Below are 24,086 nucleotides of genomic sequence, written 5' to 3' on the forward strand. Positions count from 1 at the left end.
AAAATATTCCGTTGCTGCTCCTTTTGTCATGTGTTATCATTATTAAGCGGTAAAAACCGCCAAGCAAAAGGAGGTATAAATAATGAATAACAAGGTTAAGGTACTCATCGGCGACGATTCTGCCGAAACAGGCGTAAGCGTGGCCAATAAGCTCCGTGAAAAGGGAATGTATGCGTATACCAGACGCAGAGACTGCGGTCTCATCCTTGATTCCATAAAAAAGGATCCGCCGGATGTGGCTGTGATGGATATATCCTCTCAGAACGGCGACGTTATCTCCGTAATGAGAGCAGCAGGCGAATCAGGCATAAAGCCTCCCGTTTTCATAATAACTTCCGCCTATGACAATGAGTTCATTGAGCGTCAGGTGATGGAAAACGGAGCATCAAAGTTCCTGCTCAAGCCCTACAGCGCAGACGACCTCTGCACTGCAATAAATTCCTCTCTCGGCGACAGAGTAAACAGCTTCAGCGACGATATGGAGGTCGTCGTTACGGATATGATACACCAGCTGGGCGTTCCCGCTCATATAAAAGGCTATCATTACCTCAGAACTGCCATACTCTACTCGATAAAGGACAAGACTCTTCTCGACAGCGTTACAAAGCTCCTCTATCCCACAGTTGCGGATATTTACGACACCACCTCATCAAGAGTAGAACGCGCTATCCGCCATGCCATAGAAATAGCATGGGACAGAGGAAATGTGGATACCCTCAATTCCTTCTTCGGCTATACCGTGGATACGGGAAAGGGCAAGCCAACAAATTCGGAATTCATCGCTCTTATCACAGATAAGCTCAGACTTCGCTATAAAAGCGTTCTGAATACTCACTGATACTGAATAAGCTGTGATGATACCGCATATCATATCCTGCACAGCAATGTGCAGTAAAAAATCTTTAAGAAAAGGAGTATTATCATGGCTTTCAGAAAAATCAGCATCAGCGAGCTTTCATTCAATCCCTTCGACAAGATAGGAAAACAGTGGATGCTCCTCACAGGCGGGGACAGCAGCAGCTTCAATACCATGACAGCTTCATGGGGACAGCTTGGCGTTCTCTGGAACAAGGACGTTTTCACCTGCTATATAAGACCAAACCGCTATACATACGGTTTCATTGAAAAAGGCGAATGCTTTACAGCTTCATTTTTCGGCGAAGAGTTCAGACAGGCACTTTCCTTCTGCGGCTCAAATTCGGGCAGAGACTGCGACAAGGTAAAGGAAGCAGGCCTTACTCCGGCTGAGATCGGCGGATGTATGGCATTTGAAGAGGCCGAACTCGTGCTTGTCTGCCGTAAGCTCTACAGCTACGACCTTCAGGAGAGCGGCTTCCTCACAGATGACGGAATACCCGAGAAATTCTTTTCAAAGGATCCCTATCACCGCGCCTATATCTCCGAGATAACCGGAGTATATGTAAAGGAATAATCCACGAAAAATGTGACAAACTATCCGCATAAGATTCTTTTAACCACAAATCAAAACAGACTCTGTATGATAAATCATCAGTAACAGGCTATAATCGGAGGGAATATGATGAAAAATGACATTTTCAAAAACATTGCAATTCAGAACGGTACAACAGAAGCAGAAGTAAAACGTGAAATCGAAAAATCCATTGCAGAAGCCTGCAAGGATCCCAATGCTCCCATAAACAATATCGGCTCAGGCACTGTTCCCACCCCTGAGGAGGTAATGGAGTATATCTTAAAAGAAGTAGTAAAAACCAAAATGAACTGACTTCAATAATTACGGATAGATAATGACCCCCGCTGCCGTACACGGCAGCGGGGTATTATATTTACACATGAAAACAAAACCCCCTTGCAGACCGTGAGTTGTCCGCAAGGGGTTCAATTCTTATATGATCAAAAGACCTTATTCAGCAGCGTTGAGCTTCTTAGCGAGCTGAGACTTCTTTCTTGCAGCCTTATTCTTGTGCATAAGACCCTTTGCGCAAGCCTGATCAACTCTCTTGATTGCAACCTTGATAGCCTCTGCCTTGTCAGCAGCACCTGTTGCTACAGCTGTGTCAGCCTTCTTGAGGATAGTCTTGAGATTAGACTTTCTTGCCTTGTTAGCAGCAGCCTTTGTAGCATTAACCTTGACTCTCTTCTTTGCAGACTTAATGTTTGGCATTACCTTACACCTCCTTGAATTATGCAGAACGAATATTCATCTGCATTTTACAGATAATAGGAGCAAATACGGGTTCATTCACTCCCGACAGCTGCAACGCACAGCTGCCATACTGAGACAAATATAATTATATCATTTTTCCACATTATTTTCAATAGCCAAAAGTGAAATTATCGTCAGAAAAATTTTCCACAATTAAAGCAAAATGCACAATATGGAGGAAATCATGGATATACGTACAGATCTTGCCCTTGAAAGCTTCTCCTTCGGAAGTCTGCCAGAAAGCGTTCACATCTCACAGCGCGGAAGAGCTTTCCGCATCACTGAAATAACCATAGACGATGACAGCTGCATAGACGCCATCGGAAAAGGGAAGGGCAGATATATCACCCTGGAGGGAAGCTCACTCAGCCGTTACTCGGAGGATTATCCCATTATGGTGCAGGAGCTGGCAGACGAGATAGAGTCTCTTATCCCCGGTGGAGAGGTCCTTGTTGCGGGACTGGGAAATAATGATATAACCCCTGACGCCATAGGTCCGCAGACAGCCTCAAAGATACTGGCTACACGACATCTTAACACCGATGACGGGCTTTTTGTGCCGTCACTGCGTCCCGTGAGTACTCTCGCAGGGGGAGTCATGGGACAGACGGGCATAGAGACCGCCGAACTGATACGCTCGGTAGCTTCTGAGCTGCGCCCATCGGCAATAATCGCAGTTGACGCCCTTGCCTGCAATGATATAAGCCGCCTCGGCACGACTATACAGATAACCGATACGGGTATCTCACCGGGGAGTGGCGTTTCCAACGAGAGAAAAGAGCTCTCGGAGAAGATATTCGGCGTACCCGTCATAGCCGTGGGGATACCCACAGTCGTGGATATGCACACCATAGTAAGAAGTCTCACAGGGAAAAGCATAAACGGGAAGCTGCCAAACATGATGGTAACTCCCCGTGATATAGACCGCCTGACCGAAAGAGCCTCACAGCTCCTTGCCTTCGGCATAAATCTCGCCTTGCAGCCCACCCTGACCTTTGAGGACGTAAGAGGGCTGTTCTGAATTTGGAATTTTATGGGCGCACAATGTGCGCCCTTTTCATTATATTCTGTACATTGTATTTTTACTGCTGTCCCAGATAGTCTCGCGTTTGCCGCTGCCGGGATAGATACGGATAATTCTGAATCTTCCGTCTGTTGTCAGTGAGTATTCGTACTTAAAGCCCTGATCTGTGGTCATGTGAGTATTATAGGTATTGGTATGAGCAACAGGCTTTCCGCTTCTTGTATAGGCTACCATATTTCCGTCCTTCTGGAAGCCTATCATATCTCCGCCTGTATTGAAGCTCCATAATGTTATTGTTGTATAATCTTTAGCGCCCTTTGGCTTAAAATCTTTTTCAAGAGTAAGTCTACCGTTATAAAACTTAAAATCATACCACGCTTTTTCTTTAGAATTATAAATACTTAAGCAATAATGATAACCAGAGAAATTCTTTCTTTTATCGCTATCATACCATGTTATACCACCATTGTTACCTGTATTTATATAAGCACCGTAATTCCACGCATAATCTGGTTCGTAAGAAACAATTTTACCATAACCATTATGGTATACATTCCACGTACCTGTACCTTGAGGAATTTCAAGCCAATAATCCGCATTAGCATTTATGGAATTAAAGCTAGTTTTTGCATTGCCAGCAAAGGGAACTATCGCCATGACTGCTGCCATTAAAACCCCGATAAATCTTGCTTTTTTCATAAAATCTCTCCTTTTGTCAGGTATTATAACCTAAAATAATATGTGTTCATTATAAATTATTACCCCAGAGATGTCAAGTATATTTACCGAAAAGAGCAATAATTGTATATTTTAGGAGCGTCAACGTGGCAAGGGTGCAGCGTCACGCTGCTTACCACATGAATTCAACATCGGGAGCCTTTACCATGTTTATTTCTGGCTCGGGATCTGTTTTCTGCTGCTCCTTTTCCTCTCTGAGTATTGCCTTTGCCATCTCCTCCACCTCGACTATCTCGTGGAAGTAGTCATTCAGAGGCTGTACAGCCTTGAATACTTCGAGTGCGTGTTCGGCTATTTTACGTGAGAAAAGCTCCTCAAGCCCGCTGACCTTGGTGTACACGCTCAATCCCTTTTTCAGAAAATAGGGCTCCAGCTCGGGTACGGGACAGGGCTTTTTACGCTTGTATTCATCGCCGCCCACTGTGAGCCCGTACTTTTCAACAAGCTCTGATATAATGTTGAAAAAAGGCTCGGCGTCCTCAAGAAGTCCGCTGCGGAAGCGCTCCATAACCGCGGCTTCGGGCTTGGATATGCGGAAGCCAAACTCCGCTCCCTCGGGAGACAGTTCAAAATACAGCGTGGGAGTCTTGTTCCAGTACCACGCCTCATAGCGGACGTATATCCACATAGTGTCACGGTAGTGCAGATAGGGAGCAAAATTCTCGTCCCGGTATATCCTTCCCACCTTGTAAATCATACCCTCTGTATCAGCAAAAGGCGTATAAAGCTCCTCGCCGAGAGCCTTCATAGGCTCGCATATCTTCTGTGTATAGACCGCCTTGCGCGGCTCGAACCAGTCCTTATTGTTATTATGCCTTATACCGAGGAGGAACTCCAGCGCCTCCTGTGAAAAACCTTCAAACATTTTTTCTCCTTTGTTTTTTCCTGCGTGAGTCTCTGCAAATATGATTTATTATACCACAGCGGCTGACATTATTCAAGCCAAAACATCTTTTAACCAACTTTTTACAGCAATATCGTCCTATTTATATTTCACAGACGGGTGGAAAAGTTTTCAACAAGCTGTTGAAATAGCTGTGGATTCATATGTTCGATTGTTGATAACCCTGTTGAAAGAGTGGAAAATAACGGTAAATTAACTTTCTGGAAGTTCTTAAAAGTTGAAAACTATGTGGATAATCAGGGAAAATGAGTAAACAATAAAAATACGTTGTGGAAAACAACTCCACAGCAATTCACTGTAAAGGATATGATTTGTATGAAAAAGCTTTTAGCAATATGTTCCATATTTTTTACGGTTTGTGCAACTCTTACAGGCTGCGGCGATAATAACGACGGCCATTATACAGATGACGGGAATGGCTCAGTTGTAGAGGACACTAACACCGATAAAAAGTATGAATCCCATGCCGACGGAAGAGATCCTTCCATAGGAGACCGCGTTGACGACGCTGCCGACGGTATCGGCGATGCGGGCAAAGATGTGATCGACGGTGCAGGTGACGCAGGAAAAGAGATCATCGACGGTGCCAAGGATGCCGCTGATGACGTTATCGACGGTCTTGACGGAAAAAAGGAGCACGACCGTGAAAAGACCACTACCACTCACCGTATGGACAGATAAAGCAAGGCGGACATAAAGTCCGCCTTTTCAACATTCAGGTATCAATTGTTGAAAATCAACTGCACAGCTCAGCCATTGCCTCTGCCATGATCTCTGCATTCTTCAGCAGATTTCCAACTGTGATGAACTCATCGGGACTGTGCATATGCCCGTCCTCGTTCGGGAACTCCGCACCGAAGGCAACTCCGCCCTCGATCTCATGTACATAGGTACCGCCGCCGATAGCTATACAGCGTCCCTTTTCGCCTGTAACACGTTCATATACACGGATAAGCCCCTGCACAAAGCTGCTGCTCTCGTCGGTGCAGTGAGGCTCAACGCCATCGCAGGAAACTATCTCAAAGCCTGCTTCACGAAGCTTTCCACATACTATCTCACTGATCTCGGCCTTTCTACGGTCAAGGGGGAAGCGTATGTCGATACCGCCGTTTATCCTGCCGTTTTCGGTGCTCAGAAGAGATAATACACAGGTCATACTACCCGATAATTCGTCGCTGAAGCCGAGTCCGCAGCTGCTTCCGTCTGTTTCACCGTGCGGAAAGAGATCCGAAAGTCCCTGTAAAAGCAGGTTCTCATCACAGTAGCTGCCGAGGAACTGAGTTATTGCGTTATCGCCCTTTTCAGGAGTGGAGGCATGAGCGGAAACTCCCTCAAAGACAGCTTCCTCCGATTCCTCGTCATCATTCAGAAAGGTCACGGTACAGAACTGAGGAACTGCATTTATCACTGTTCCTGCCTGTATATCAAGTATTTCGTCATCTTCAAAATCAGCTGCAAAATAGACTCTCAGCATACCCTTTTCCGCATTTATAACGGGGTATTCACCGTCAGGAGTGAACACCATGGGCGGCAGCTCTCTATTTTTGCGGTAGTAAGCAAGATCCTCAGAGCCATTTTCCTCGTTGGTGCCGAATATAAGGCGTATGCCCTTTTTCAGCGATATACCCAGCTCCCTAACTGCTCTTGCCGCAAACAAGGCCGCAACGGCAGGGCCTTTATCGTCAATGGCGCCTCTGCCTATGAGCTTATCTGTCTCGGGCTCATACCTCAGCATGAAGGGGTCCGTTGTCCAGCCGCAGCCCACAGGCACCACATCGAGGTGGGTGAGCACTGCCAGCTGAGCAGGCAGTTCGTTTATATCCGCAGAGCCTGCATAGTTATCAACATTATCAACAGAAAAACCGTATTCCCTGCACTTTTCAAGCATAAGCCCCAGAGCTCTTGCAGGCTCGATGCCGAAGGGGGCGTCCTTCTCTGCTTTTCCCTGTACGCTCGGAATAGCCACAAGCTCACCGAGAAGGTCTATCATTTCCTGTTTGTGTGCTTCAAGATATTCTCTGATCTCTGTCATTTCTGCCTCCTGGTATATTGTTATAACACAAAAAACCGCAGTAAATATACTGCGGTGATTTGCGAGTACACAACGTCTCCCGACGCTGTGCACCAAGAAAGAAAGGATAAATATGAAAAGAATTAATCAGTTAACGATAGCCTTTTCAGTTTCCTTATCAAAGATATGGATTCTGTTGGGATCAATTGCAACCTTGATGTCATCACCGGGTCTTGCTGTTGATCTTGGGCTTACACGTGCTGTGAGCGGAATACCTTCGCAAAGGAGGTAAAGGTATGTCTCAGCACCCATCATTTCTGTGATTTCAACGTTAGTATCAATAACACCTGTTGAAGCGTTGGAGAGGTACATCTCTTCGTCGTGGATAGACTCGGGACGTACTCCGAGGATAACTTCCTTGCCAACATAGTTGCCGAGCTCTTCGTTTACCTTAGACTCGGGAACGATGATCTGGTATCTGTTTCCTCTGCCGCTTGATGCGCCGAATTCAACGATGAACTGGCCATACTCTTCCTTGAGCTCTGCGTCGATGAAGTTCATCTGAGGTGAGCCGAGGAAGCCTGCAACGAACTTATTTACAGGATTCTCATAGAGGTTCTGAGGTGTATCGATCTGCTGAACGAAACCGTCCTTCATACATACGATTCTATCACCCATTGTCATAGCCTCTGTCTGGTCATGAGTTACGTATATAAATGTAGTACCAAGCTTCTTGTGGATCTTAGCGATCTCGGTTCTCATCTGAGCACGGAGCTTAGCGTCGAGGTTTGAGAGAGGCTCGTCGAGAAGGAATACCTTAGGTGAACGAACGATAGCACGACCGAGAGCAACTCTCTGTCTCTGACCACCGGACATTGCCTTAGGCTTTCTGTCGAGGAGGTGTGTAAGGTCGAGGATCTTAGCTGCCTCGTTAACCTTTCTCTCGATCTCGTCCTTAGGAACCTTACGGAGCTTGAGTCCGAAAGCCATGTTATCAAATACTGTCATATGAGGATAAAGAGCGTAGTTCTGGAAAACCATCGCAATATCTCTGTCCTTGGGAGCGATGTCGTTTACGAGACGATCGCCGATGTAGAGCTCTCCTTCGGAGATCTCCTCAAGACCTGCTATCATACGGAGAGTAGTTGACTTACCGCATCCGGAAGGTCCAACAAGAACGATGAACTCCTTATCTCTTATCTCTAAATTAACATCCGAAACGGCCACAACTCCGCCCGGATATTTCTTATAAATGCCTTTAAGTGTTAAGCCTGCCATTTAATCCAGTCCTCCAGTTCAAATTTTAATGCCGATCAATGATACAGTATCAGCTATGATAATATAATATCACATCTGCCGAAAAATTTCAAGTTGCTAAATTGCCAAACTTAAAAGAAGTTGTTTATTAGATTTGCCGAAAAAACAGGGTTAAATCGCTTGCAAAAGTCCTCAAAATCCTGGTCTTTAAACAAGTTTTCAACATCTTTGTGCAATAATTCCATACACTGACCAATTGCCAGTTTTTCGGGCAAAACCAATGCTCCGAGAGAAACTCTTACAAGCAGCTCTACATGATTTCCCACGCTTGCGAACATTCGCTTCACCTGATGATACTTTCCTTCATGGAGCTGAATAAAAGCCAGTTTATCGCAGTTTTCCACAGACTTTACGAGAGCGGGCAGACAAGTCTCTCCGTCGGCTAAGGTAAGCCCTTCTCTAAATTTGTTAACATAATTGTTTTCAAATGGTCTGGCAAGTTGAACAATATAAATCTTGGGTATATGATGACGCGGAGAGAGCATTCTGTGAGCTAATTCTCCGTCGTCCGTAAGCAAAAGAGCACCCATGCTGTCCTTATCAAGGCGGCCTGCGGGAAACATACCTTTTGTGCGCATTTCAGGCGGAATAAGCTTCATAACAGTCTCGCCGTCCTTGTCATCTGTAGAGCACACATAGCCCTGTGGCTTATTGAGAAGTATGTAACGGTAACGGGAACTGCATATCTCCTGACCGCAAACCGTCACAGCCGATAACTCGGGATCTATCTTGACATCAGACCTCCTGACAGCTGCTCCGTCAACGGTTATCCTGCCCTTTGCGGCAAGATCCTTGATCTGTGATCTTGAGTATTCTGTTCTTTCAGATATAAATTTATCAAGACGAATCTGCGCCATAGTATTTCCTTTCCGAATATTGTGCCATGCCCCATGAATAGTATTCTTTAAGCGCAAAAAACGACGCAATACACAAATATGGGAGAATAGATTATGAAAAGACCGTTTTTAATGATTTTAGCTGCCCTTTCTCTGCTGACCGCCTGCCGAAGCAGAGAGGAAAAGACCATTGTATCCGTTCCTGCTGCCGATGCCGCTCAGAGAGAAGCATACTTTGCCTCTCACGGCTGGAAGGTTGAGGAGATCTCCGTGGGAGATGTGATCATACCTGCGGATTTTTCGGGCATCTATGAGGAATACGCCAAAATACAGGATCGTCAGGGACTGCCTCTGAGAGAATATGCGGGCAAAATTGCAAAGCTTTATGTCTATGAGGTAAAAAATTACAGCCCTGAAAGCAGGAAAATGCTCGCAGAGCTGCTTGTTTGCAATGAAAATGCTGTTGCCTCACTTATTTACAGTGAGGACGGTATAAGCATAAAAATGCCTGTATCCTGATCAGAAAAGCTTGATAAGGCTTCCGATGAGGGGAAGTCTGTATGCCTTGCCCTTGATGCTTCCGTATACGAACATAGCATCGATAGCAAGCACGAGAAGAGGATATATTAATCTTGCGATAAGGACACCGAGAATCGGAATAAATCCCACTATAAGCATAATTACGCCCAGAATTAGCAGACATACCAGCCATGTGAAGCTCTGATTCGCATGGAATTTGCAGTATGTTGAGTTGCCGTCACCGCAGATGGGAAGAAAGAAAAGAATCGGGATAAGGTATGCAAGAATGGGAAAAACCTTGTTCTTTTCAATTTCAGCTGGCACAAAAGTCTTCTCAGTGTTGATGTCGTTGAAGTTTTCAAGGAAATTGTTGATCTCATTCATAATAAAAACCTCCATTTTTATATTTCGGAAATGTCTTCCGTTTTATCCTTTTTATCAAACTCGCTTATGGCTGCAACGAAGCTGTCAACGTCCGTAAAGTCTTTATATACGGAAGCAAATCTGATATATGAAACAGGATCTATATCTCTCAGTCTGTCCAGCACCAGTTCACCTATCTCGGTAGACCTTGCCACAGTCCTGAGTGCATTTGCGTAATAATTTTCCACATAGTTTGCAATCTCGGTGATCTTCTCGGCTGAGACAGGTCTCTTCTTTATTGCCGAAACTATGCCGTTTATAAGCTTGGCTTTGTCGAATAGCTGAACGCTTCCGTCGCGCTTTTCGACCATAAGCAGCGGTATCTCCACAGCCTCATAGGTTGTAAATCTCTCGCCGCATCTTGTACACTCACGCCTGCGCTTTGTTTTATCGTCAACAGGACGTGAATCTATGACTTTAAGATCTTCAAATCCGCAGTAAGGACATTTCATAGCTTTTGCTCCCTGCCGTATGACTCTGTCATCCTGATAAGTTTATTATAGCCGGAAATCAGGTCACTTATAGCTCCCCAGCCGCTCCTGTAAAGCTCCAGCACCACGCTGCAATCGGGGTTATAGCCGGAAAGCTTTTCAAAGAATCTCCTGAAATCGAACCTTCCTCTGCCTATAAGGAGACAATCTCCCATTTCGCCCGAATCGCTGATATGCACATGAACTGTCTTATCGCCTGCAACATCAAGGAACTTCAGCGGGCTTTCCTTTGAGCGGACAGCCTGCTTGGTATCAAGCACAAAGGCAAATTCATTGCCCAGCATATCCTTTATTTCCCTGATAAATGCCGATGAACCGCTTTTGCAGCGGGAAACGTTCTCGACAGCTACGGTCACTCCGAATTCTCTCCCGAGGCGGAAGAGCTTTGAATACCTCTCGCAGTAAAGCTCGGTATTGCATATGGAAGTAGGCTTGCCGCCATGAAAGATGAATATATCAGCTCCCACCATATTCATGAAGCGGAAGTAATACTTGTAATATTCCAGCATATCGTTTACTCTGCGCTCATATTCCGAAAAGAACATCTGCGGTTCTATCTCGCAGGTAAACGGGTGTACCGACGGACACTTAACGTCAAATCTTTTCATAAGATTTGCTATACCGTGTGCAAAGCCGGGTTTAAGCTCAGAATGAGTATTCACAAAAAGCTCCACACAGGAAACGCCGTTTACAGCAAGGTCGTAAAGAGCCTCTTCAAGGGGCTTGGGGTACAGGCAAGCCGTTGAAATACCTGCTATCAATAATACCCCTCCTTGCTTATCTTCGATACAATTTTATTATATCATATTCAGCCTGAAAGTCAATAGAACAATAAAAAAATTTACATTGCGGATTATTATTTTTTACTCCTCTTCAGACTGCTTTTTCTCTTCGTCAGCAAGCTTTTCCACACGGCATACTTCTATGCGGTGATGCTTTACCTCAAGCACCTCTATGCTGAGGCCGCCTGCTTTGAGAGTGAGCTGCGAACCGTCCTTTGGTATCTCTCCCAGCTCTGCAATTACATAGCCTCCGAAGGTCTCGAATTTATCGGCAGGAAGCACCACGTCAAGCTCCTCGCATATATCGCTGAGAGAGGTTATTCCGGGAACAGTCCATACATTTTCGCCTGTCTTTTCAAGTCTTACTGCAGGCTCGTCCTCGGGATCGTCTGCAAAATCGCCGACAAGCTCCTCAACAAGGTCGGTAATGGTTATGATACCGCTCATTCCGCCGTATTCGTCAACGACTACTGCGAAATGATCTGCTCCCCGCTGCTTCATCTCGTCGAAAAGGCGGTCCGCCTTCATATTCTCATGAACAAACGAGGGCTCGCGTACTGCATTTTTCATGATATTTTCCTTGCTTTTGTCCTCAAGACGGAAATAATCCTTTGCGTTGAGGACGCCGATGACGTTATCCACGCTTTCTCCGCATATTGGAAAGGCTGAATGACGGGTACGGTGTATGGTCTCCTCCCAGATGCTGACATCATCGTCGTTCCAGAGCACATCCACATCTGTTCTGTGGGTGCATACCTGTTCAGCGGTCATATCGTCAAAGGCAAAAACGTTCTTTATGATACGGTTCTCGTCCTCGTCGATAGTACCTTTTTCGGCACCTGCGTCGGACATCATGAGTATCTCTTCTTCAGTAACGGCATCGTCCTCGCTCTCGGGATCAATGCCCAGAAGCCTCAGTATGCCGTTTGCGGAAGCGTTCAGCAGCCATACAAAGGGTGCGAATATCTTTGAAACAAGGGTTATTGCTCCGCTCATGGCAAGAGCTATCTTCTCGGGATCCTTCATAGCCACGCGCTTGGGGACCAGCTCTCCCAGAACAAGGGTAAAGAACGAAAGCACCAGTGTTATGAGGATCACGGATACCTTCTTTATGACAGTTGCGGGGATACCTATGCCTGTCTTTAAGATAGCCGAGGTAAGGTATTCGGAAAAGCTGTCGGCAGCAAAGGCTGCTCCGATGAAGCCTGCCAGAGTGATAGCCACCTGTATGGTCGCAAGAAAGCGTGTAGGACTGTCAGTCAGCTTTTTAAGACGGACTGCCCTTTTGTTGCCGCTTGCGGCAAGCTTGTCAAGGCGGACGTCATTTGTAGAGATGACCGCCACTTCTGTGCACGCAAAAACTGCGTTGAGTGCAATAAGTATAATCTGCAGAATTATCTGCCCTATCATTTTCAAATCCTCCGTAAATATATTATTTCTTTATAACCTCATAAAGGCACAGCCTAACACAAACGATAGTGCAGACCATGCCTTGGATCCATATATTCAGCGGAGTATACAGTGTAATTATCAGGATTACTGCCGTCGGGGGCACCGTCCATTTTGTTTTTCATCTCCTGTTCTTAGTAGATTTTATATATTATATCATATATTTCGTAATAATGCAACAGTAACGAAAAATTTTTTTATTTTTAGCTACATCTCACAGTTTTTTCACTCCGCGCATATTATACTGCGGAGGTGTAAGTTTTGCTGAAAGAAATATTTCTCTCTGTTATCATAAGCGTGGATCTATTCCTTGCGGCAGCTGCCTGCAGCAGCAGCTCCATAAGAATACCTCTGCTCTCGGTACTTGTCACAGACCTTATCTCCGCAGCGATACTGGGCATTTCCATGACATTTTCCGACATTATATGCGGATATATCCCACTGAGGATATGCAGATTATCGGGAACTGTAATGATGATGACCATAGGCATCGTGACCATATCAAAAAGCCTTATACGCGGCATAGTCAGACATTTATCCGAAAAGAAAGGTATATCGCTGAAGATCGGCAGCTGCTCCCTGCTGCTTAAGCTCTATCTCGACGATACTGCCGCAGATATGGACAGCTCAAAGGTGCTCTCTGTAAGGGAAGCATCAGCCCTTGCACTGGCAGGTTCTCTTGACTGTGCCGCCGCGGGACTCAGCTGCGGATGCACAGATGTTTCTCCCCTGTACTCATCAATATTTACCTTGATATGCGGCGGAGCAGCTCTGCTGCTGGGAGCGGCGGCAGGCAGAAAAATATCCTCCCTTGACCGCGATCTCTCGTGGCTGGGAGGAGTTCTTCTCATATTTTTCTCAATATTCACGCTGTAAGCTCAGATTTCGCAGATAACTATCTCCGCAGGATCGAAAAGTCTCAGCTTTCCCATACCTGCCGACACAAAGAGCTTCATGTTCCCAAAGGTATATATTCCTTTTGAATTCTTCGGAAAAAATTTCCTCTCGGGAGAAAGTAAAGCTTTTCCGAAAAGCCTTACCGCTCCGCCGTGAACATGGCCGCTGAAGGTATATTCAGCTCCCCATTCCGAATAGGCTTCACCGAAAAAGGGATTGTGCGCCATAAGCAGGACCTCGCCCTCGGGACAGTGTCCCAGCAGCTTTTCAAGATCGGAAGCGGTTATCGTATCAAGGTGCTTATAGCCGTCAGCCTTTTTATACACACCGTATCCTTCAAGAAGGCCGTATATTATCAGCTCCCTGCCGCGGATATTCACCGTGGTATGCTGATTTCTGAGCAATACCGCGTCGGTGCGCGCAAACATAGTCTCAAGCTCGGGCTTCATTTCCGCGGAAATGCTCTGCTCATGGTTGCCGTAGATCATATACACGGGAGCGATGCTGCAAAGCTCGTTCAGCGTCTTTTCTGCGACAGCCAGACTGTCAGTGTCCCTTGATACAAGATCGCCGCTGAATATGATGAGGTCAGGCTTTTCAGCTCTGACCTTCCTGCACAGTCTCTCGTTGTTCCTGCCGAAGCGGCGTCTGTGCAGGTCGGAAAGATGGGCTATCCTTATACCGCTGCCTGTCTTTTCCCGCCTGACAGTGAGGATGTACAGATTTTCCGCTGCAGCATATACGGCAAGTAGAATTACTACCAAAAGTATAATATATATCAATATATCTCTCCAAATTGTTTATATGGTTTATTTTCCGAAAAACAGGTCATGAAGCCTCCTGTGCTCGCCCTCGGGTATGCAGCGCGGACTTCCCGAAAACAGCAGCCTTACGGGCTGAGGCACAAAGCCCTCGTCGCAGAAATGCTCGTAGGTATACTCATCTATCTCATAACAATCACTGTAGCTCATGAAGCTGTCGCTCTCCAGTGTATTCATCACATACATCTGTAATGCAGGAGACCAGCCCGCATACATGGTATTGCTCGGATGCATCTTCTTACGCTCTATAACTCCGCTCATGCATATCATTTCCTTTCTGTACAGTTTAATGTGCCTATTTCCGTTTTTTCCGTATCAGTGCATCGAAAGCTGCAAATACCAGAAGATACAGGGAGGTGAACACGAACCTTCCCGCGTATATGGCTATGATCTCACGAACTGTCCCTCTGTACTCCGCATCAGGCGAGAATACGCTTATTTCGGGAGCCGCCAGCAGCATTATCCCTGTCAGTATGACTCCCAGCAGAAGGGGAACGAGTACGGAGAATATGAAAAAGAAACGCCTTGAAAAGCTGCCTTCCCGTCCGCCGTCGAGCTGTACGAAATGATACATGATACATAGCACGAGGGGCGTCACCAAAGTGAAGCCCCATGCGTAGTTTATTTTTTCATATACGAACCAGACAGCCCACTGACAGAAAAGGCTTATCACCGTTATCAGCAGGCCCGAAAGCGGCCCCTCGCGGAATTTAAGGAAGCTCCTCCCGGTATTATTCCTCATTCTCCTCGTCCTCGGGATCAGCTTCTATGACCACTTCGTTCTGCTCCTCAAGGGCAGCCTCGGCTTCAGCAGCCTTTGCCTGTTCCTCTGTGAGCTGCTCGACCTTTTCGGTCTCGGCATTGTCATCGTGCTCCGCACGTGTGAAGGCAACTACATTTGCGCCCTCGTTTACTCTCATTACGCGGACGCCCTTTGCGATACGTCCCATAATGCGTATATCGCTGGCAAGTATCCTGATGATGATACCGTCGCTGGATACGAGGATAATATCATCTTCCTCGTCAACTATCTTTATGCCGCAGACGTGTCCGCGGATCTCGTCAACCTTGTAGTTGGTAAGTCCGAAGCCGCCGCGGTTCTGGATACGATAGCTTTCGATATCTGTCTTTTTGCCGTAACCGTTCTCGGTAACGGTAAGGAGCGAAGCTCCCTCACGTACTCTTGCCATACTTACAACATAGTCGCCGTCGCGGAGCTTTATAGCTCTTACGCCGTGAGCTGAACGTGAAAGTGCTCTCATCTTGTTTTCTTCAAGTCGGATAGCCATACCGTTATGAGTTGCCACGAAGAGCTGAGCATTGCCGTCGGTCATGCGTACTCCCGCTATCTCGTCGCCCTCGTCAAGTCCGATAGCAATAAGACCGTTCTTGCGGACATTCTTGTACAGTGAGAGGTTCGTTCTCTTGATCTTGCCGTTCTTTGTGACCATAGTGATGAATTTGTCATCATTGAAGTCAGTAGTCTTCATCATAGCCGCTATCTTCTCATTTTCGGTGAGAGGAAGCAGATTTATGAGATTGAAGCCTCTTGAAGCCTTTGAACCGTCGGGAACCTCATAGCATTTCAGCTTGTACATGATACCCTTGTTGGATATGAACAGGATATTGTCGTGAGAGCCGCAGATGAACATTTCCTCCACGAAGTCCTCCTCACGCTGCTTCATACCTGTGATGCCGCGTCCGCCGCGGTGCTGTGTCTTATACTCAGTAAGCGGCATACGCTTGATATAGCCGTTGTTGGTAAGAGTAACAACGCAGTCCTCCTCGGGGATAAGATCCTCAATATCCACCTCTCCGCTGACATTTTCTATGTCTGTGCGGCGCTTGTCGCTGAACTTTTTGCGGATAGTGTTGAGATCCTCCATGATTATAGCGTAAACACGGTTCACATCTGCAAGAATATCCTCATAATCGGATATTTTTGTAAGAAGTCCGTACAATTCGTCGGTTATCTTCTGTCTTTCAAGACCTGTGAGCTGTCCGAGACGCATCTGGACGATAGCTTCGGCCTGTTCCTGTGAAAGACCTGTCTGCGCTTCAATGTGAAGCCCTGTAAGGTCGTACTGTGCGCGGTCAAGGAGAGCCGACATATCAACGTCCTTGAAGCGCTCTATCATGCGATCCTTAGCCTCCTGAACGGTAGAGCTGGAACGGATGATGTCTATTACCTCGTCGATATAATCCGCAGCAAGGACAAAGCCCTGTAATATATGCGCTCTTTCAAGAGCCTTGCGGAGGTCGAAACGTGTCCTTCTCTGGATAACGTCTACCTGGAAATCGAGATAATGACGGAGCATCTGCTTCAGAGTGAGTATCTTAGGCTCGTTGTTTACTAAAGCCAGCATGATTATACCCACTGTATCCTGGAGCTGTGTCAGTGAGAAGAGCTTGTTGAGGACAATATTCGGAATAGCGTCCTTCTTCAGCTCGATGACTACTCTCATACCATCCTTGTCGGACTCGTCGCGGAGATCGTAAAGACCTTCTATACGCTTGTCTCTTGCAAGCTGGTTTATGCTCTTGAGAAGTCTTTCCTTACGGAGCATGTAGGGTATCTCATCGATAATGATACAGTTCCTGCCCTTGATCTCCTCGAAATGGGTACGGCTGCGGAGAATTATCTTGCCCTTGCCCGTAGCATAGGCTGCGCGGATACCCGCTCTGCCCATTATGATACCGCCGGTAGGAAAATCAGGTCCCTGGATATGCTCCATGAGCTGTTCAAGGGTACAGTCGGGATCGTCGATAAGAAGCTGGAGAGCATCTATTACCTCACCCAGATTATGTGGAGGTATATTTGTAGCCATACCTACGGCAATACCTACCGATCCGTTAACAAGAAGGTTCGGGAAGCGTGAAGGAAGCACCACGGGCTCTTTCAGACGGTCGTCGTAGTTTGAAGTGAAATCAACGGTCTCCTTATTGATGTCGGTAAGCATATCGATGGTGAGCTTAGCCATTTTAGCCTCGGTATAACGGTAAGCCGCAGGTCCGTCGCCGTCGATGGAGCCGAAGTTTCCGTGACCGTCAACAAGGGGATAGCGCATGGAGAAATCCTGCGCAAGTCTTACAAGAGCGTCATATACCGATGCGTCGCCGTGAGGATGATAGCGTCCAAGAACCGCACCGACTGTATCGGCGCACTTACGGTAAGCCTTATCCGGTGTAAGTCCGTTTTCATGGAGCGTATACAGAATTCTTCTGTGAACAGGCTTCAGACCGTCCCTTACATCAGGCAATGCTCTGGAAACTATTACCGACATGGCATAATTGAGCATGGAATTTTCCATTTCGTCAACTATCTCGGTATTTATTACCTTTGAGTTGTCAGTATAAAGCATTTTTTCCTCCTGAGAGAATAATTTTATCAGTAATCTTTATTTTTTCAGTTCTCTTATGATACTCATATCGCCCTCGGAAAAGCCTTCCTTCGGGATTATATAAAGCATAGCCGTTCCCGGTATCAGCATGAAAAATTTTTCATATTCCATTACCCTGAAGCTGTCGTCTATATTCAATCTGGTCTTTTCGGGAAGAGGATCATCTTTCAGAACTTCCTCCTTCTCCTCATCGGGTATATCGCTGAGATCTTCGGAAACTGTGGAAATGTCCACATATTTGTCGCTTACGCCTATTTTGTATACAGGCTCGCCCAGTGCTCTTACGGATTCCGTAAGATTGCGGTGGAGCTTTCTGGGATTGTACCATTCTCTTGCAGCCAGTGCCACGAACACCATAAATGCAAGATAATACAGGTATTTTCCAGTGTCCGACGTCCCCTTCACGTTCAGAACTCCTATGCACAGCACCACAACGGCCATGACTGCGAATAATATTACAAATATCCTGTTTTTCGGATATACGAACTTCTTCTGAAATTCGCGGTAAGCCTCGCTGAATATGCTCACAGGCACCTTGTATTCTTTTTCAAGCTTATAATTTTCTTCCATTGCAGCTCCTGTCATATATCAAGATCCTGTGCGAATTTAGCGTTTTTCTCTATGAAATTACGTCTCGGCTCTACCTTGTCGCCCATAAGTATGCTGAAGGTCTCGTCAGCCTTGAGAGCGTCCTCCATGCCAATTCTTACGATAGTGCGGTGCTCGGGATCCATAGTAGTCTCCCAGAGCTGCTCAGGATCCATCTCACCAAGACCTTTATAGCGCTGTACTGCAACGTCATTATGCTTTCCGCCCTCGGAGAGCTCTGAGATGTACTTTTCTTTTTCCTCGTCGGAAAATGCGTAACGTACATTCTTTTTGCGCTCGACCTTGAAAAGAGGCGGCTGTGCGATATAAACGTTTCCGTTGGTAATGAGAGGTCTCATGTAGCGGAAGAAGAAGGTGAGCAGGAGAGTTCTGATGTGCATACCGTCAACATCGGCATCGGCCATGATTATTACCTTGCCGTAGCGGAGCTTTTCAATGTCGAAATCCTCGCCTATGCCCGTACCCAGAGCGGTAACAACGGGTTCAAGCTTGTCATTGCCGTAAATACGATCTATACGTGCCTTTTCAACGTTGAGCATCTTTCCCCAGAGAGGGAGTATAGCCTGATAACGTCTGTCACGTCCCTGCTTTGCTGAGCCGCCCGCAGAATCTCCCTCGACGATGTATACTTCGGTATAGCGTGCATCTCTCTCAGAGCAGTCCGCAAGCTTTTCGGGCATGGAGTTATTTCCGAAGGCGTTCTTTTTACGCTCGGCTTCTCTTGCACGCTTTGCAGCTTCTCTTGCTCTTGAAGCCGAAAGGCATTTATCAAAGATGATATTTGCGGTCTCGGGATTTTCTTCCAGGAAGTTCATCAGCTTTTCGGTGACGAGCTTCTCCACAAAGGGTTTTACTTCCGGATTTCCGAGGCGTCCCTTTGTCTGTCCTTCAAACTCGCATTCAGTGAGCTTTACTGATATGATAGCGGTAAGTCCTTCCAGAACGTCCTCTTTTCTCAGGCTTTCTATCTCCTTCTTAGGAGCATCCTTGCCCTTCTTTGAGCTTTCCTTTTCCTTGAACTTGCCGAATTTTTTGCCGTACTCGTTTATAACCTTCAGGAGTGCGTTCTTGAAGCCTGTTTCGTGAGTACCGCCGTCCTTTGTATGGATATTGTTGGCAAAGGAGAACACCACGTCATTGTAGCTGTCGTTGTACTGCATTGCTATCTCTGCAAATGAGTCTCCCTGAGTACCCGATACGTATATAACATCACCGCTTATGGCTTCATTTCCGCGTACAGCGTTAAGATGCTCCACGAACTGGCGTATACCGCCTTCATAGTGGAGAGTTTCGCTGATAATATTATCCTCATCGCGTTTATCCGAAAATACTATCTTTATTCCCGCATTGAGGAAGGCCTGTTCACGCAGACGCTTCAGAAGAACTTCGTAGTCATATACAGTGCTTTCGAATATCTCATCGTCAGCCTTGAACATTACGCTGGTACCTGTTTCCTTTGTATCGCCTATGATCTTAAGTTCCTCGTCGTAGTGACCGCGCTCGAAACGCTGGAAGTAAACGTGCTCGCCGTCTTTTACAGTGAGCTCCAGCCAGGAGGAAAGAGCGTTTACTACGGAAGCTCCGACACCGTGAAGACCGCCTGATACCTTATATCCGCCGCCGCCGAATTTACCGCCTGCGTGGAGTATGGTATAAACAACGGTAGCTGCCGATATCCCCTCCTTCGGATGGATACCGACGGGGATTCCTCGTCCGTTATCGGAAACACGGATGACATCGCCCTTGAGTATCTCGACGGTTATCTCGGTACAGAAGCCTGCAAGCGCCTCATCGATGGAGTTGTCCACTATCTCGTAAACCAGGTGGTGGAGTCCTCCCGGACCTGTTGAACCGATGTACATACCCGGTCTTTTGCGGACCGCTTCAAGTCCCTCCAGGACCTGTATGTCATTTTCATCGTAGTTGTTGTTCTGCTGACTCATGATTTACCTCCAATAATTTTGGTTGTATATGTCATTTACCCAGTTTATGGGATTATTGTCTATATAGGAACAAATTTCAAGAAATTCCTTTTCATTGCGGATAATGTGGTCGTGAAATTAATTTTGCCATAAAGATATTCCTGTTTCTTTTGAAACAAATCTTTTTAATGAACCGATGATTGTTGAAACTGTAGGGGCGGATACCATCCGCCCGCTATCTGCGGGAACAATTTCATTCACTATCGATATTATCAAATGAACATGATCTGGCATGATACAATATTTCATAACAGAAACGTTTTCATAATGATTTTTTATTTCATTGATAGAATAATCCAATATTTTTCCTATATTCGTGAGATTTATTATCGGGCGGATGATATCTGCCCCTACAAATAAGGGATCCTCTGTTATTTCAGAAAGATAAGGTACCCTGTTTTTGGTGCATATGGTTATGAAATACAGACCATTACGCGAATAATCATAATTTTCCAGTCTGTTCAGCTTGCGTTCATTCTGTTCCATATCAAATAATTATTTTTGACGAAAAACAAAAATAAAATCCAAAAACTTTACAAGCAAATATGATAAAACACATAATACAAAATCTGTAAAGAATATTATATTTATGCGGCGTTTCTTGTTTTTTCTCTCATTTTCTTCTAATTCATGGATATTATTCAGATACTCTTCTTCACTTACGTATATTTTTCCATTTTTTCATACATCAGAACCCGCCGCCTTCTTTCAGACGCTTCCTCAATGTTGCCGCCGAAAGCTGAGAGATATACACTCGCTCTTTGCCTTTTTTCACGGTAACTATGAAGCTCTTTGGCATATCATAGGTGGTATACACGCAGTTATGCTCCTTTTCTGCCCTTTCAAGCAGCCTTTTGGTACACTTTTCAACAGTCGTGTTCTCAATGTCGAAAATTCCGACTACGTCTCTCAGATCAACGGAGTAATTATTCCCTATGTGAAGATACATTTTCTTCCTCCTCCGCTATCCTTCCGCCGCTGATACGCAGTATCTTTCCCTTTATCTCGGGCAGAAGCGCATTTTCGTTGGGAGTTGTTATGAATACCTGCATATCCTTTATCATGTCGAAAACGAACCTCTGACGATTCTCGTCCAGCTCTCCCATGACATCGTCAAGGAATATTACCGGAGCGTCCTTGGATCTCTGCATATATATCTCCGCCTGAGCAAGCTTCATGACCAGTGCGGCGCTCTTTATCTGTCCCTGGGAACCGTAATCCCTGGCACTGACGCCGTTTATCTTTATGAGTATCTCATCACGGTTGACTCCCGCATGGGTGCTTCCCGTTCTGATGTCGTAATCTGCTGTTTCCGAGAGCTTTTTATAATAAAGCTCATATGCTTCCGCGCCGCAGGGCTTCTCAAGATCCTCGGGACGGAATACGTTCGACTTGTATTCCAGCTCCAGCTTCTCTGTTCCTCCCGATATTGTGCGGTAAAGCTTACCGCAGATACCGTTGAACTTCTGTATATATTCATGTCGCATATAGGATATTACTGCACCTTCCTGTGAAGCCTGCCTGTCCCATATGTCAAGGATAGATCTGTCGGTATTTCCCTGAATTATGCCTTTCAGAAGGGCATTGCGCTGATTCATTATAGCATTGTTCTTGTTTATGTGCATAACAAAGACGGGATTTAGCTGCGAGGCAGCCATATCCACGAAATTACGCCTTTTTTCAGGCGAACCCTTTATTATATCCACATCGTCGGGAATGAAGGCGATACACTTGAAAACATCAAATAGAGCTCTCGTTCCCTTCTGTCTGACGCCGTTAAGGGTTATTGTCTTGTTATTGGCCGCACTTCTTGTCATCTCAAAGGAGATCTTCTGCTCACGCAAGCTGTCGAGTATCTTTACCTTTGACGCCATACGGCTGCCTCCGAGGCATATATAGTCCTTTTCCTTAGAGCCGCGGAAGCTCCTGCAGCCTGAAAGTATCCACATTGCTTCAAGGAGATTTGTCTTGCCCTGCGCATTTGGTCCCACGATGATATTATACTTTGGGTCGGGAGCAAATGATATTCCGCTGAGGTTCTTGAAGCCGTCAATATCGGCATAGGTGACTATCACTCTACGATTACCTTCTGACCGTCCAGCTCAACACTGTCGCCGGGACGTATCTTCTTGCCCCTCATGGTGCAGACCTCTCCGTTCACACGGACCTCTCCGTCCTGGATAAGCTGCTTTGCTTCTCCGCCCGAGCCCACAAGTGAAGCGAACTTCAGAAGCGCGTCCAGCTTTATGAACTCTGTGGTTATCTTTATCCTGTTTTCGGGCATATATATCACCTCTTACAGTAAATTATCATACAGATATCTCTAACAGCTTCCTTTTTGGGTGAAAGTTCTCATTTCCCAACATATCAGCTGTAATTTTTATTGATACATGATTTCAGCTGCTTTATTCGAGCAGCTGAGGACCTGTACCCTTCTGTAAGTTCTCAGTTTTTGAGCTGTATGGGCATTACAAGGAATATAAAGCTTTCGCCCTCGAGAGGAAGTATCTCGATGACCTTCATTGCGCCGTTGAAGCGTATGCGCACCTTGTCGCCCTCTGCAGCACGGAGTGCTTCCAGAATGAGCTTGTTATTGAAACCGATAGTAACAGTCTCTCCTGAAATATCGGCGGATATAGCATCATTTATCTTGCCTATTCCCGTCTTGCAGCTAATTTTCATCACGCCGTTTCCGACCTCGCAGCGTATGGGCGATTTATTCTTATCGTCGATAAGGAGCGAGCAGCGCTCAAGACAGGTGGAGAAATCCCTCTTGCTGATGATGACCTCTGTCTTGCAGTCGCTGGGGATACTGAGCTTGTAGTTATGGAACACACCTTCGAGAAGTCTCGATATAACGAAGACATTGCCGATCTCAAAGATGATATGTCTGTCATTTGTACAGATAGTGCAGAGCTTTTCATCTGCGTCGTCCTTGATAAGTGTGGACACCTCAAGGAGAGCCTTTTTCGGAACTACAAAATGATAATTCTCGGTGCAGTCGGTGATCTCGCTCTTTATAGCGAGTCTGAAGCCGTCTATTGCAACCAGATTGAAATTACCGTCCTCTATATCGAAAAGCTCGCCTGTGAGAACGGGCTTGCTCTCATTGAGGGAAGCTGCATAGCTGGTCATATTTATCATTGATTTCAGTATGCTCTGTTTTACGGAGAAGCTTCTTGCCGAATCCACCTTTGGAAGCTCGGGATATTCACTTGCAGACATTGCGGGGAAGCTGCACTCGGTAGCACTGCATGAGATGTTGATAACGAGATTTTCATCTATATCGAATGAGATCTCATCACCTGACATACGTCTTGTGAATTCGCTGAAGAGTCTTGTGCTTACTACAAATTCTCCTTCGCCCTCGGTAGCTGCTGCAATTGAGGTGCGTATACCCATTTCGAGATTGTAGGCTGTGAGCTCAACACTTCCCGAAGATACACGGACCTTGATTCCCTCAAGAGCAGGAATGGTGGATTTCTGTGAAACAGCTCGTGAAACATTTCCTATAGCTTCACTGAGCTCTGTTTTATTGCAGATGAATTTCATTATTAAGCCTCCGTAGATCTCAGCTTATAAAGCTAAGATAAGATAAGAATAAATATTATTGTTGTTGTTATTGTGTCGGTGGAAAAGTTAGGACAGGTATTTTTTGAAGATATACGCCGTAAAACTCGTCCACAGGCCACTGTTG

The 24,086-nt window shown here is 45.9% G+C and carries 28 protein-coding genes; 7 read left to right on the forward strand and 21 right to left on the reverse strand.

The window, feature by feature from the left end:
- The first annotated feature begins 82 nt into the window (after window positions 1-82).
- The 3 genes from spo0A to RF007C_RS12685 all read left to right on the forward strand — a co-directional run bounded on the left by spo0A (window position 83) and on the right by RF007C_RS12685 (window position 1,744).
- On the forward strand, window positions 83-838 hold the full coding sequence (spo0A, locus tag RF007C_RS12675) for a sporulation transcription factor Spo0A (protein WP_037300288.1): 756 nt from the start codon (window positions 83-85) through the stop codon (window positions 836-838).
- A gap of 84 nt (window positions 839-922) precedes the next feature.
- Window positions 923-1,432, forward strand: a complete 510-nt coding sequence (locus RF007C_RS12680; protein ID WP_037300291.1) for a flavin reductase — start codon at window positions 923-925, stop codon at window positions 1,430-1,432.
- A 108-nt stretch (window positions 1,433-1,540) separates the two neighbouring features.
- The gene (locus RF007C_RS12685; protein WP_037300294.1) at window positions 1,541-1,744 is read left to right on the forward strand and encodes a hypothetical protein; all 204 of its coding nucleotides are present in this window, start codon (window positions 1,541-1,543) and stop codon (window positions 1,742-1,744) included.
- Between the two features lie 138 nt (window positions 1,745-1,882).
- On the opposite strand, the gene rpsT is transcribed toward RF007C_RS12685, so the two are convergent.
- Window positions 1,883-2,143 (reverse strand): 30S ribosomal protein S20, encoded by a 261-nt coding sequence (gene rpsT, locus RF007C_RS12690; protein WP_019679778.1) that lies wholly within the window; start codon window positions 2,141-2,143, stop codon window positions 1,883-1,885.
- A gap of 226 nt (window positions 2,144-2,369) precedes the next feature.
- Here rpsT and gpr point away from each other — a divergent pair, with 226 nt between their 5' ends.
- On the forward strand, window positions 2,370-3,206 hold the full coding sequence (gpr, locus tag RF007C_RS12695; protein WP_037300296.1) for a GPR endopeptidase: 837 nt from the start codon (window positions 2,370-2,372) through the stop codon (window positions 3,204-3,206).
- A gap of 39 nt (window positions 3,207-3,245) precedes the next feature.
- On the opposite strand, the gene RF007C_RS12700 is transcribed toward gpr, so the two are convergent.
- The gene (locus tag RF007C_RS12700; RefSeq protein ID WP_037300298.1) at window positions 3,246-3,908 is read right to left on the reverse strand and encodes a hypothetical protein; all 663 of its coding nucleotides are present in this window, start codon (window positions 3,906-3,908) and stop codon (window positions 3,246-3,248) included.
- 151 nt (window positions 3,909-4,059) lie between these two features.
- Window positions 4,060-4,812 (reverse strand): DUF2461 family protein, encoded by a 753-nt coding sequence (locus tag RF007C_RS12705; protein ID WP_037300301.1) that lies wholly within the window; start codon window positions 4,810-4,812, stop codon window positions 4,060-4,062.
- A gap of 354 nt (window positions 4,813-5,166) precedes the next feature.
- On the opposite strand from RF007C_RS12705, the gene RF007C_RS12710 reads away from it, so the two are divergent.
- On the forward strand, window positions 5,167-5,532 hold the full coding sequence (locus RF007C_RS12710) for a hypothetical protein (protein ID WP_019679773.1): 366 nt from the start codon (window positions 5,167-5,169) through the stop codon (window positions 5,530-5,532).
- Window positions 5,533-5,587: 55 nt separating this feature from the next.
- Here RF007C_RS12710 and RF007C_RS12715 read toward each other — a convergent pair whose 3' ends face one another.
- The 3 genes from RF007C_RS12715 to RF007C_RS12725 all read right to left on the reverse strand — a co-directional run bounded on the left by RF007C_RS12715 (window position 5,588) and on the right by RF007C_RS12725 (window position 9,036).
- Entirely contained in the window at window positions 5,588-6,883 is a 1,296-nt protein-coding gene (locus RF007C_RS12715; RefSeq protein ID WP_037300305.1) for a Sapep family Mn(2+)-dependent dipeptidase, read from the reverse strand.
- Window positions 6,884-7,009: 126 nt separating this feature from the next.
- Window positions 7,010-8,140 carry an ABC transporter ATP-binding protein gene (locus RF007C_RS12720; RefSeq protein ID WP_037300307.1) on the reverse strand — a complete coding sequence of 377 codons (1,131 nt, stop codon included), beginning with the start codon at window positions 8,138-8,140 and terminating at the stop codon, window positions 7,010-7,012.
- A gap of 110 nt (window positions 8,141-8,250) precedes the next feature.
- Window positions 8,251-9,036 carry a pseudouridine synthase gene (locus RF007C_RS12725; RefSeq protein ID WP_019679770.1) on the reverse strand — a complete coding sequence of 262 codons (786 nt, stop codon included), beginning with the start codon at window positions 9,034-9,036 and terminating at the stop codon, window positions 8,251-8,253.
- 93 nt (window positions 9,037-9,129) lie between these two features.
- Between RF007C_RS12725 and RF007C_RS12730 the strand changes: the two genes are divergently transcribed.
- Window positions 9,130-9,534, forward strand: coding sequence for a DUF4830 domain-containing protein (locus tag RF007C_RS12730; RefSeq protein ID WP_037300309.1), 405 nt, complete (start codon window positions 9,130-9,132; stop codon window positions 9,532-9,534).
- Here the strand turns inward: RF007C_RS12730 and RF007C_RS12735 are convergent, their stop codons facing one another.
- From RF007C_RS12735 to RF007C_RS12750, 4 genes are all read right to left on the reverse strand, one after another.
- Window positions 9,535-9,918, reverse strand: coding sequence for a hypothetical protein (locus tag RF007C_RS12735; RefSeq protein ID WP_019679768.1), 384 nt, complete (start codon window positions 9,916-9,918; stop codon window positions 9,535-9,537).
- Between the two features lie 17 nt (window positions 9,919-9,935).
- Window positions 9,936-10,409 carry a transcriptional regulator NrdR gene (nrdR, locus tag RF007C_RS12740; RefSeq protein WP_019679767.1) on the reverse strand — a complete coding sequence of 158 codons (474 nt, stop codon included), beginning with the start codon at window positions 10,407-10,409 and terminating at the stop codon, window positions 9,936-9,938.
- Entirely contained in the window at window positions 10,406-11,209 is an 804-nt protein-coding gene (locus tag RF007C_RS12745) for a sugar phosphate isomerase/epimerase family protein (RefSeq protein ID WP_019679766.1), read from the reverse strand. Before RF007C_RS12745 ends, nrdR begins: the two co-directional genes overlap by 4 nt.
- Window positions 11,210-11,311: 102 nt before the next feature.
- Window positions 11,312-12,640: a hemolysin family protein gene (locus tag RF007C_RS12750; RefSeq protein ID WP_037300310.1), complete on the reverse strand. Its 1,329-nt coding sequence runs from the start codon at window positions 12,638-12,640 to the stop codon at window positions 11,312-11,314.
- 300 nt (window positions 12,641-12,940) lie between these two features.
- On the opposite strand from RF007C_RS12750, the gene RF007C_RS12755 reads away from it, so the two are divergent.
- Window positions 12,941-13,555 carry a manganese efflux pump gene (locus tag RF007C_RS12755; RefSeq protein WP_037300311.1) on the forward strand — a complete coding sequence of 205 codons (615 nt, stop codon included), beginning with the start codon at window positions 12,941-12,943 and terminating at the stop codon, window positions 13,553-13,555.
- A gap of 2 nt (window positions 13,556-13,557) precedes the next feature.
- Here RF007C_RS12755 and RF007C_RS12760 read toward each other — a convergent pair whose 3' ends face one another.
- From RF007C_RS12760 to dnaN, 11 genes are all read right to left on the reverse strand, one after another.
- On the reverse strand, window positions 13,558-14,358 hold the full coding sequence (locus tag RF007C_RS12760; protein WP_037300312.1) for a metallophosphoesterase: 801 nt from the start codon (window positions 14,356-14,358) through the stop codon (window positions 13,558-13,560).
- Window positions 14,359-14,385: 27 nt separating this feature from the next.
- Entirely contained in the window at window positions 14,386-14,658 is a 273-nt protein-coding gene (locus tag RF007C_RS12765) for a hypothetical protein (RefSeq protein ID WP_019679762.1), read from the reverse strand.
- 34 nt (window positions 14,659-14,692) lie between these two features.
- The gene (locus tag RF007C_RS12770; RefSeq protein ID WP_037300313.1) at window positions 14,693-15,139 is read right to left on the reverse strand and encodes a hypothetical protein; all 447 of its coding nucleotides are present in this window, start codon (window positions 15,137-15,139) and stop codon (window positions 14,693-14,695) included.
- Window positions 15,129-17,759, reverse strand: a complete 2,631-nt coding sequence (gene gyrA / locus RF007C_RS12775; protein ID WP_037300314.1) for a DNA gyrase subunit A — start codon at window positions 17,757-17,759, stop codon at window positions 15,129-15,131. The genes RF007C_RS12770 and gyrA overlap by 11 nt, the downstream gene beginning before the upstream one ends.
- Window positions 17,760-17,795: 36 nt before the next feature.
- The gene (locus tag RF007C_RS12780) at window positions 17,796-18,368 is read right to left on the reverse strand and encodes a YcxB family protein (RefSeq protein ID WP_242836306.1); all 573 of its coding nucleotides are present in this window, start codon (window positions 18,366-18,368) and stop codon (window positions 17,796-17,798) included.
- A gap of 11 nt (window positions 18,369-18,379) precedes the next feature.
- Window positions 18,380-20,350: a DNA topoisomerase (ATP-hydrolyzing) subunit B gene (gene gyrB, locus RF007C_RS12785; protein WP_019679758.1), complete on the reverse strand. Its 1,971-nt coding sequence runs from the start codon at window positions 20,348-20,350 to the stop codon at window positions 18,380-18,382.
- Window positions 20,351-20,467: 117 nt separating this feature from the next.
- Window positions 20,468-20,875: a transposase gene (locus RF007C_RS17295; RefSeq protein WP_242836307.1), complete on the reverse strand. Its 408-nt coding sequence runs from the start codon at window positions 20,873-20,875 to the stop codon at window positions 20,468-20,470.
- Window positions 20,876-21,077: 202 nt separating this feature from the next.
- Complete coding sequence (gene remB / locus RF007C_RS12790) at window positions 21,078-21,338, reverse strand: extracellular matrix regulator RemB (RefSeq protein WP_037300317.1); 261 nt, start codon at window positions 21,336-21,338, stop codon at window positions 21,078-21,080.
- Complete coding sequence (recF, locus tag RF007C_RS12795; RefSeq protein WP_037300319.1) at window positions 21,316-22,464, reverse strand: DNA replication/repair protein RecF; 1,149 nt, start codon at window positions 22,462-22,464, stop codon at window positions 21,316-21,318. Before recF ends, remB begins: the two co-directional genes overlap by 23 nt.
- Window positions 22,461-22,673 (reverse strand): RNA-binding S4 domain-containing protein, encoded by a 213-nt coding sequence (locus RF007C_RS12800; RefSeq protein ID WP_037300320.1) that lies wholly within the window; start codon window positions 22,671-22,673, stop codon window positions 22,461-22,463. Before RF007C_RS12800 ends, recF begins: the two co-directional genes overlap by 4 nt.
- A gap of 161 nt (window positions 22,674-22,834) precedes the next feature.
- Window positions 22,835-23,941, reverse strand: a complete 1,107-nt coding sequence (dnaN, locus tag RF007C_RS12805; protein ID WP_019679757.1) for a DNA polymerase III subunit beta — start codon at window positions 23,939-23,941, stop codon at window positions 22,835-22,837.
- Window positions 23,942-24,086 lie beyond the last annotated feature (145 nt).

Source organism: Ruminococcus flavefaciens 007c (assembly GCF_000571935.1).
Taxonomy (GTDB): domain Bacteria; phylum Bacillota; class Clostridia; order Oscillospirales; family Ruminococcaceae; genus Ruminococcus; species Ruminococcus flavefaciens_F.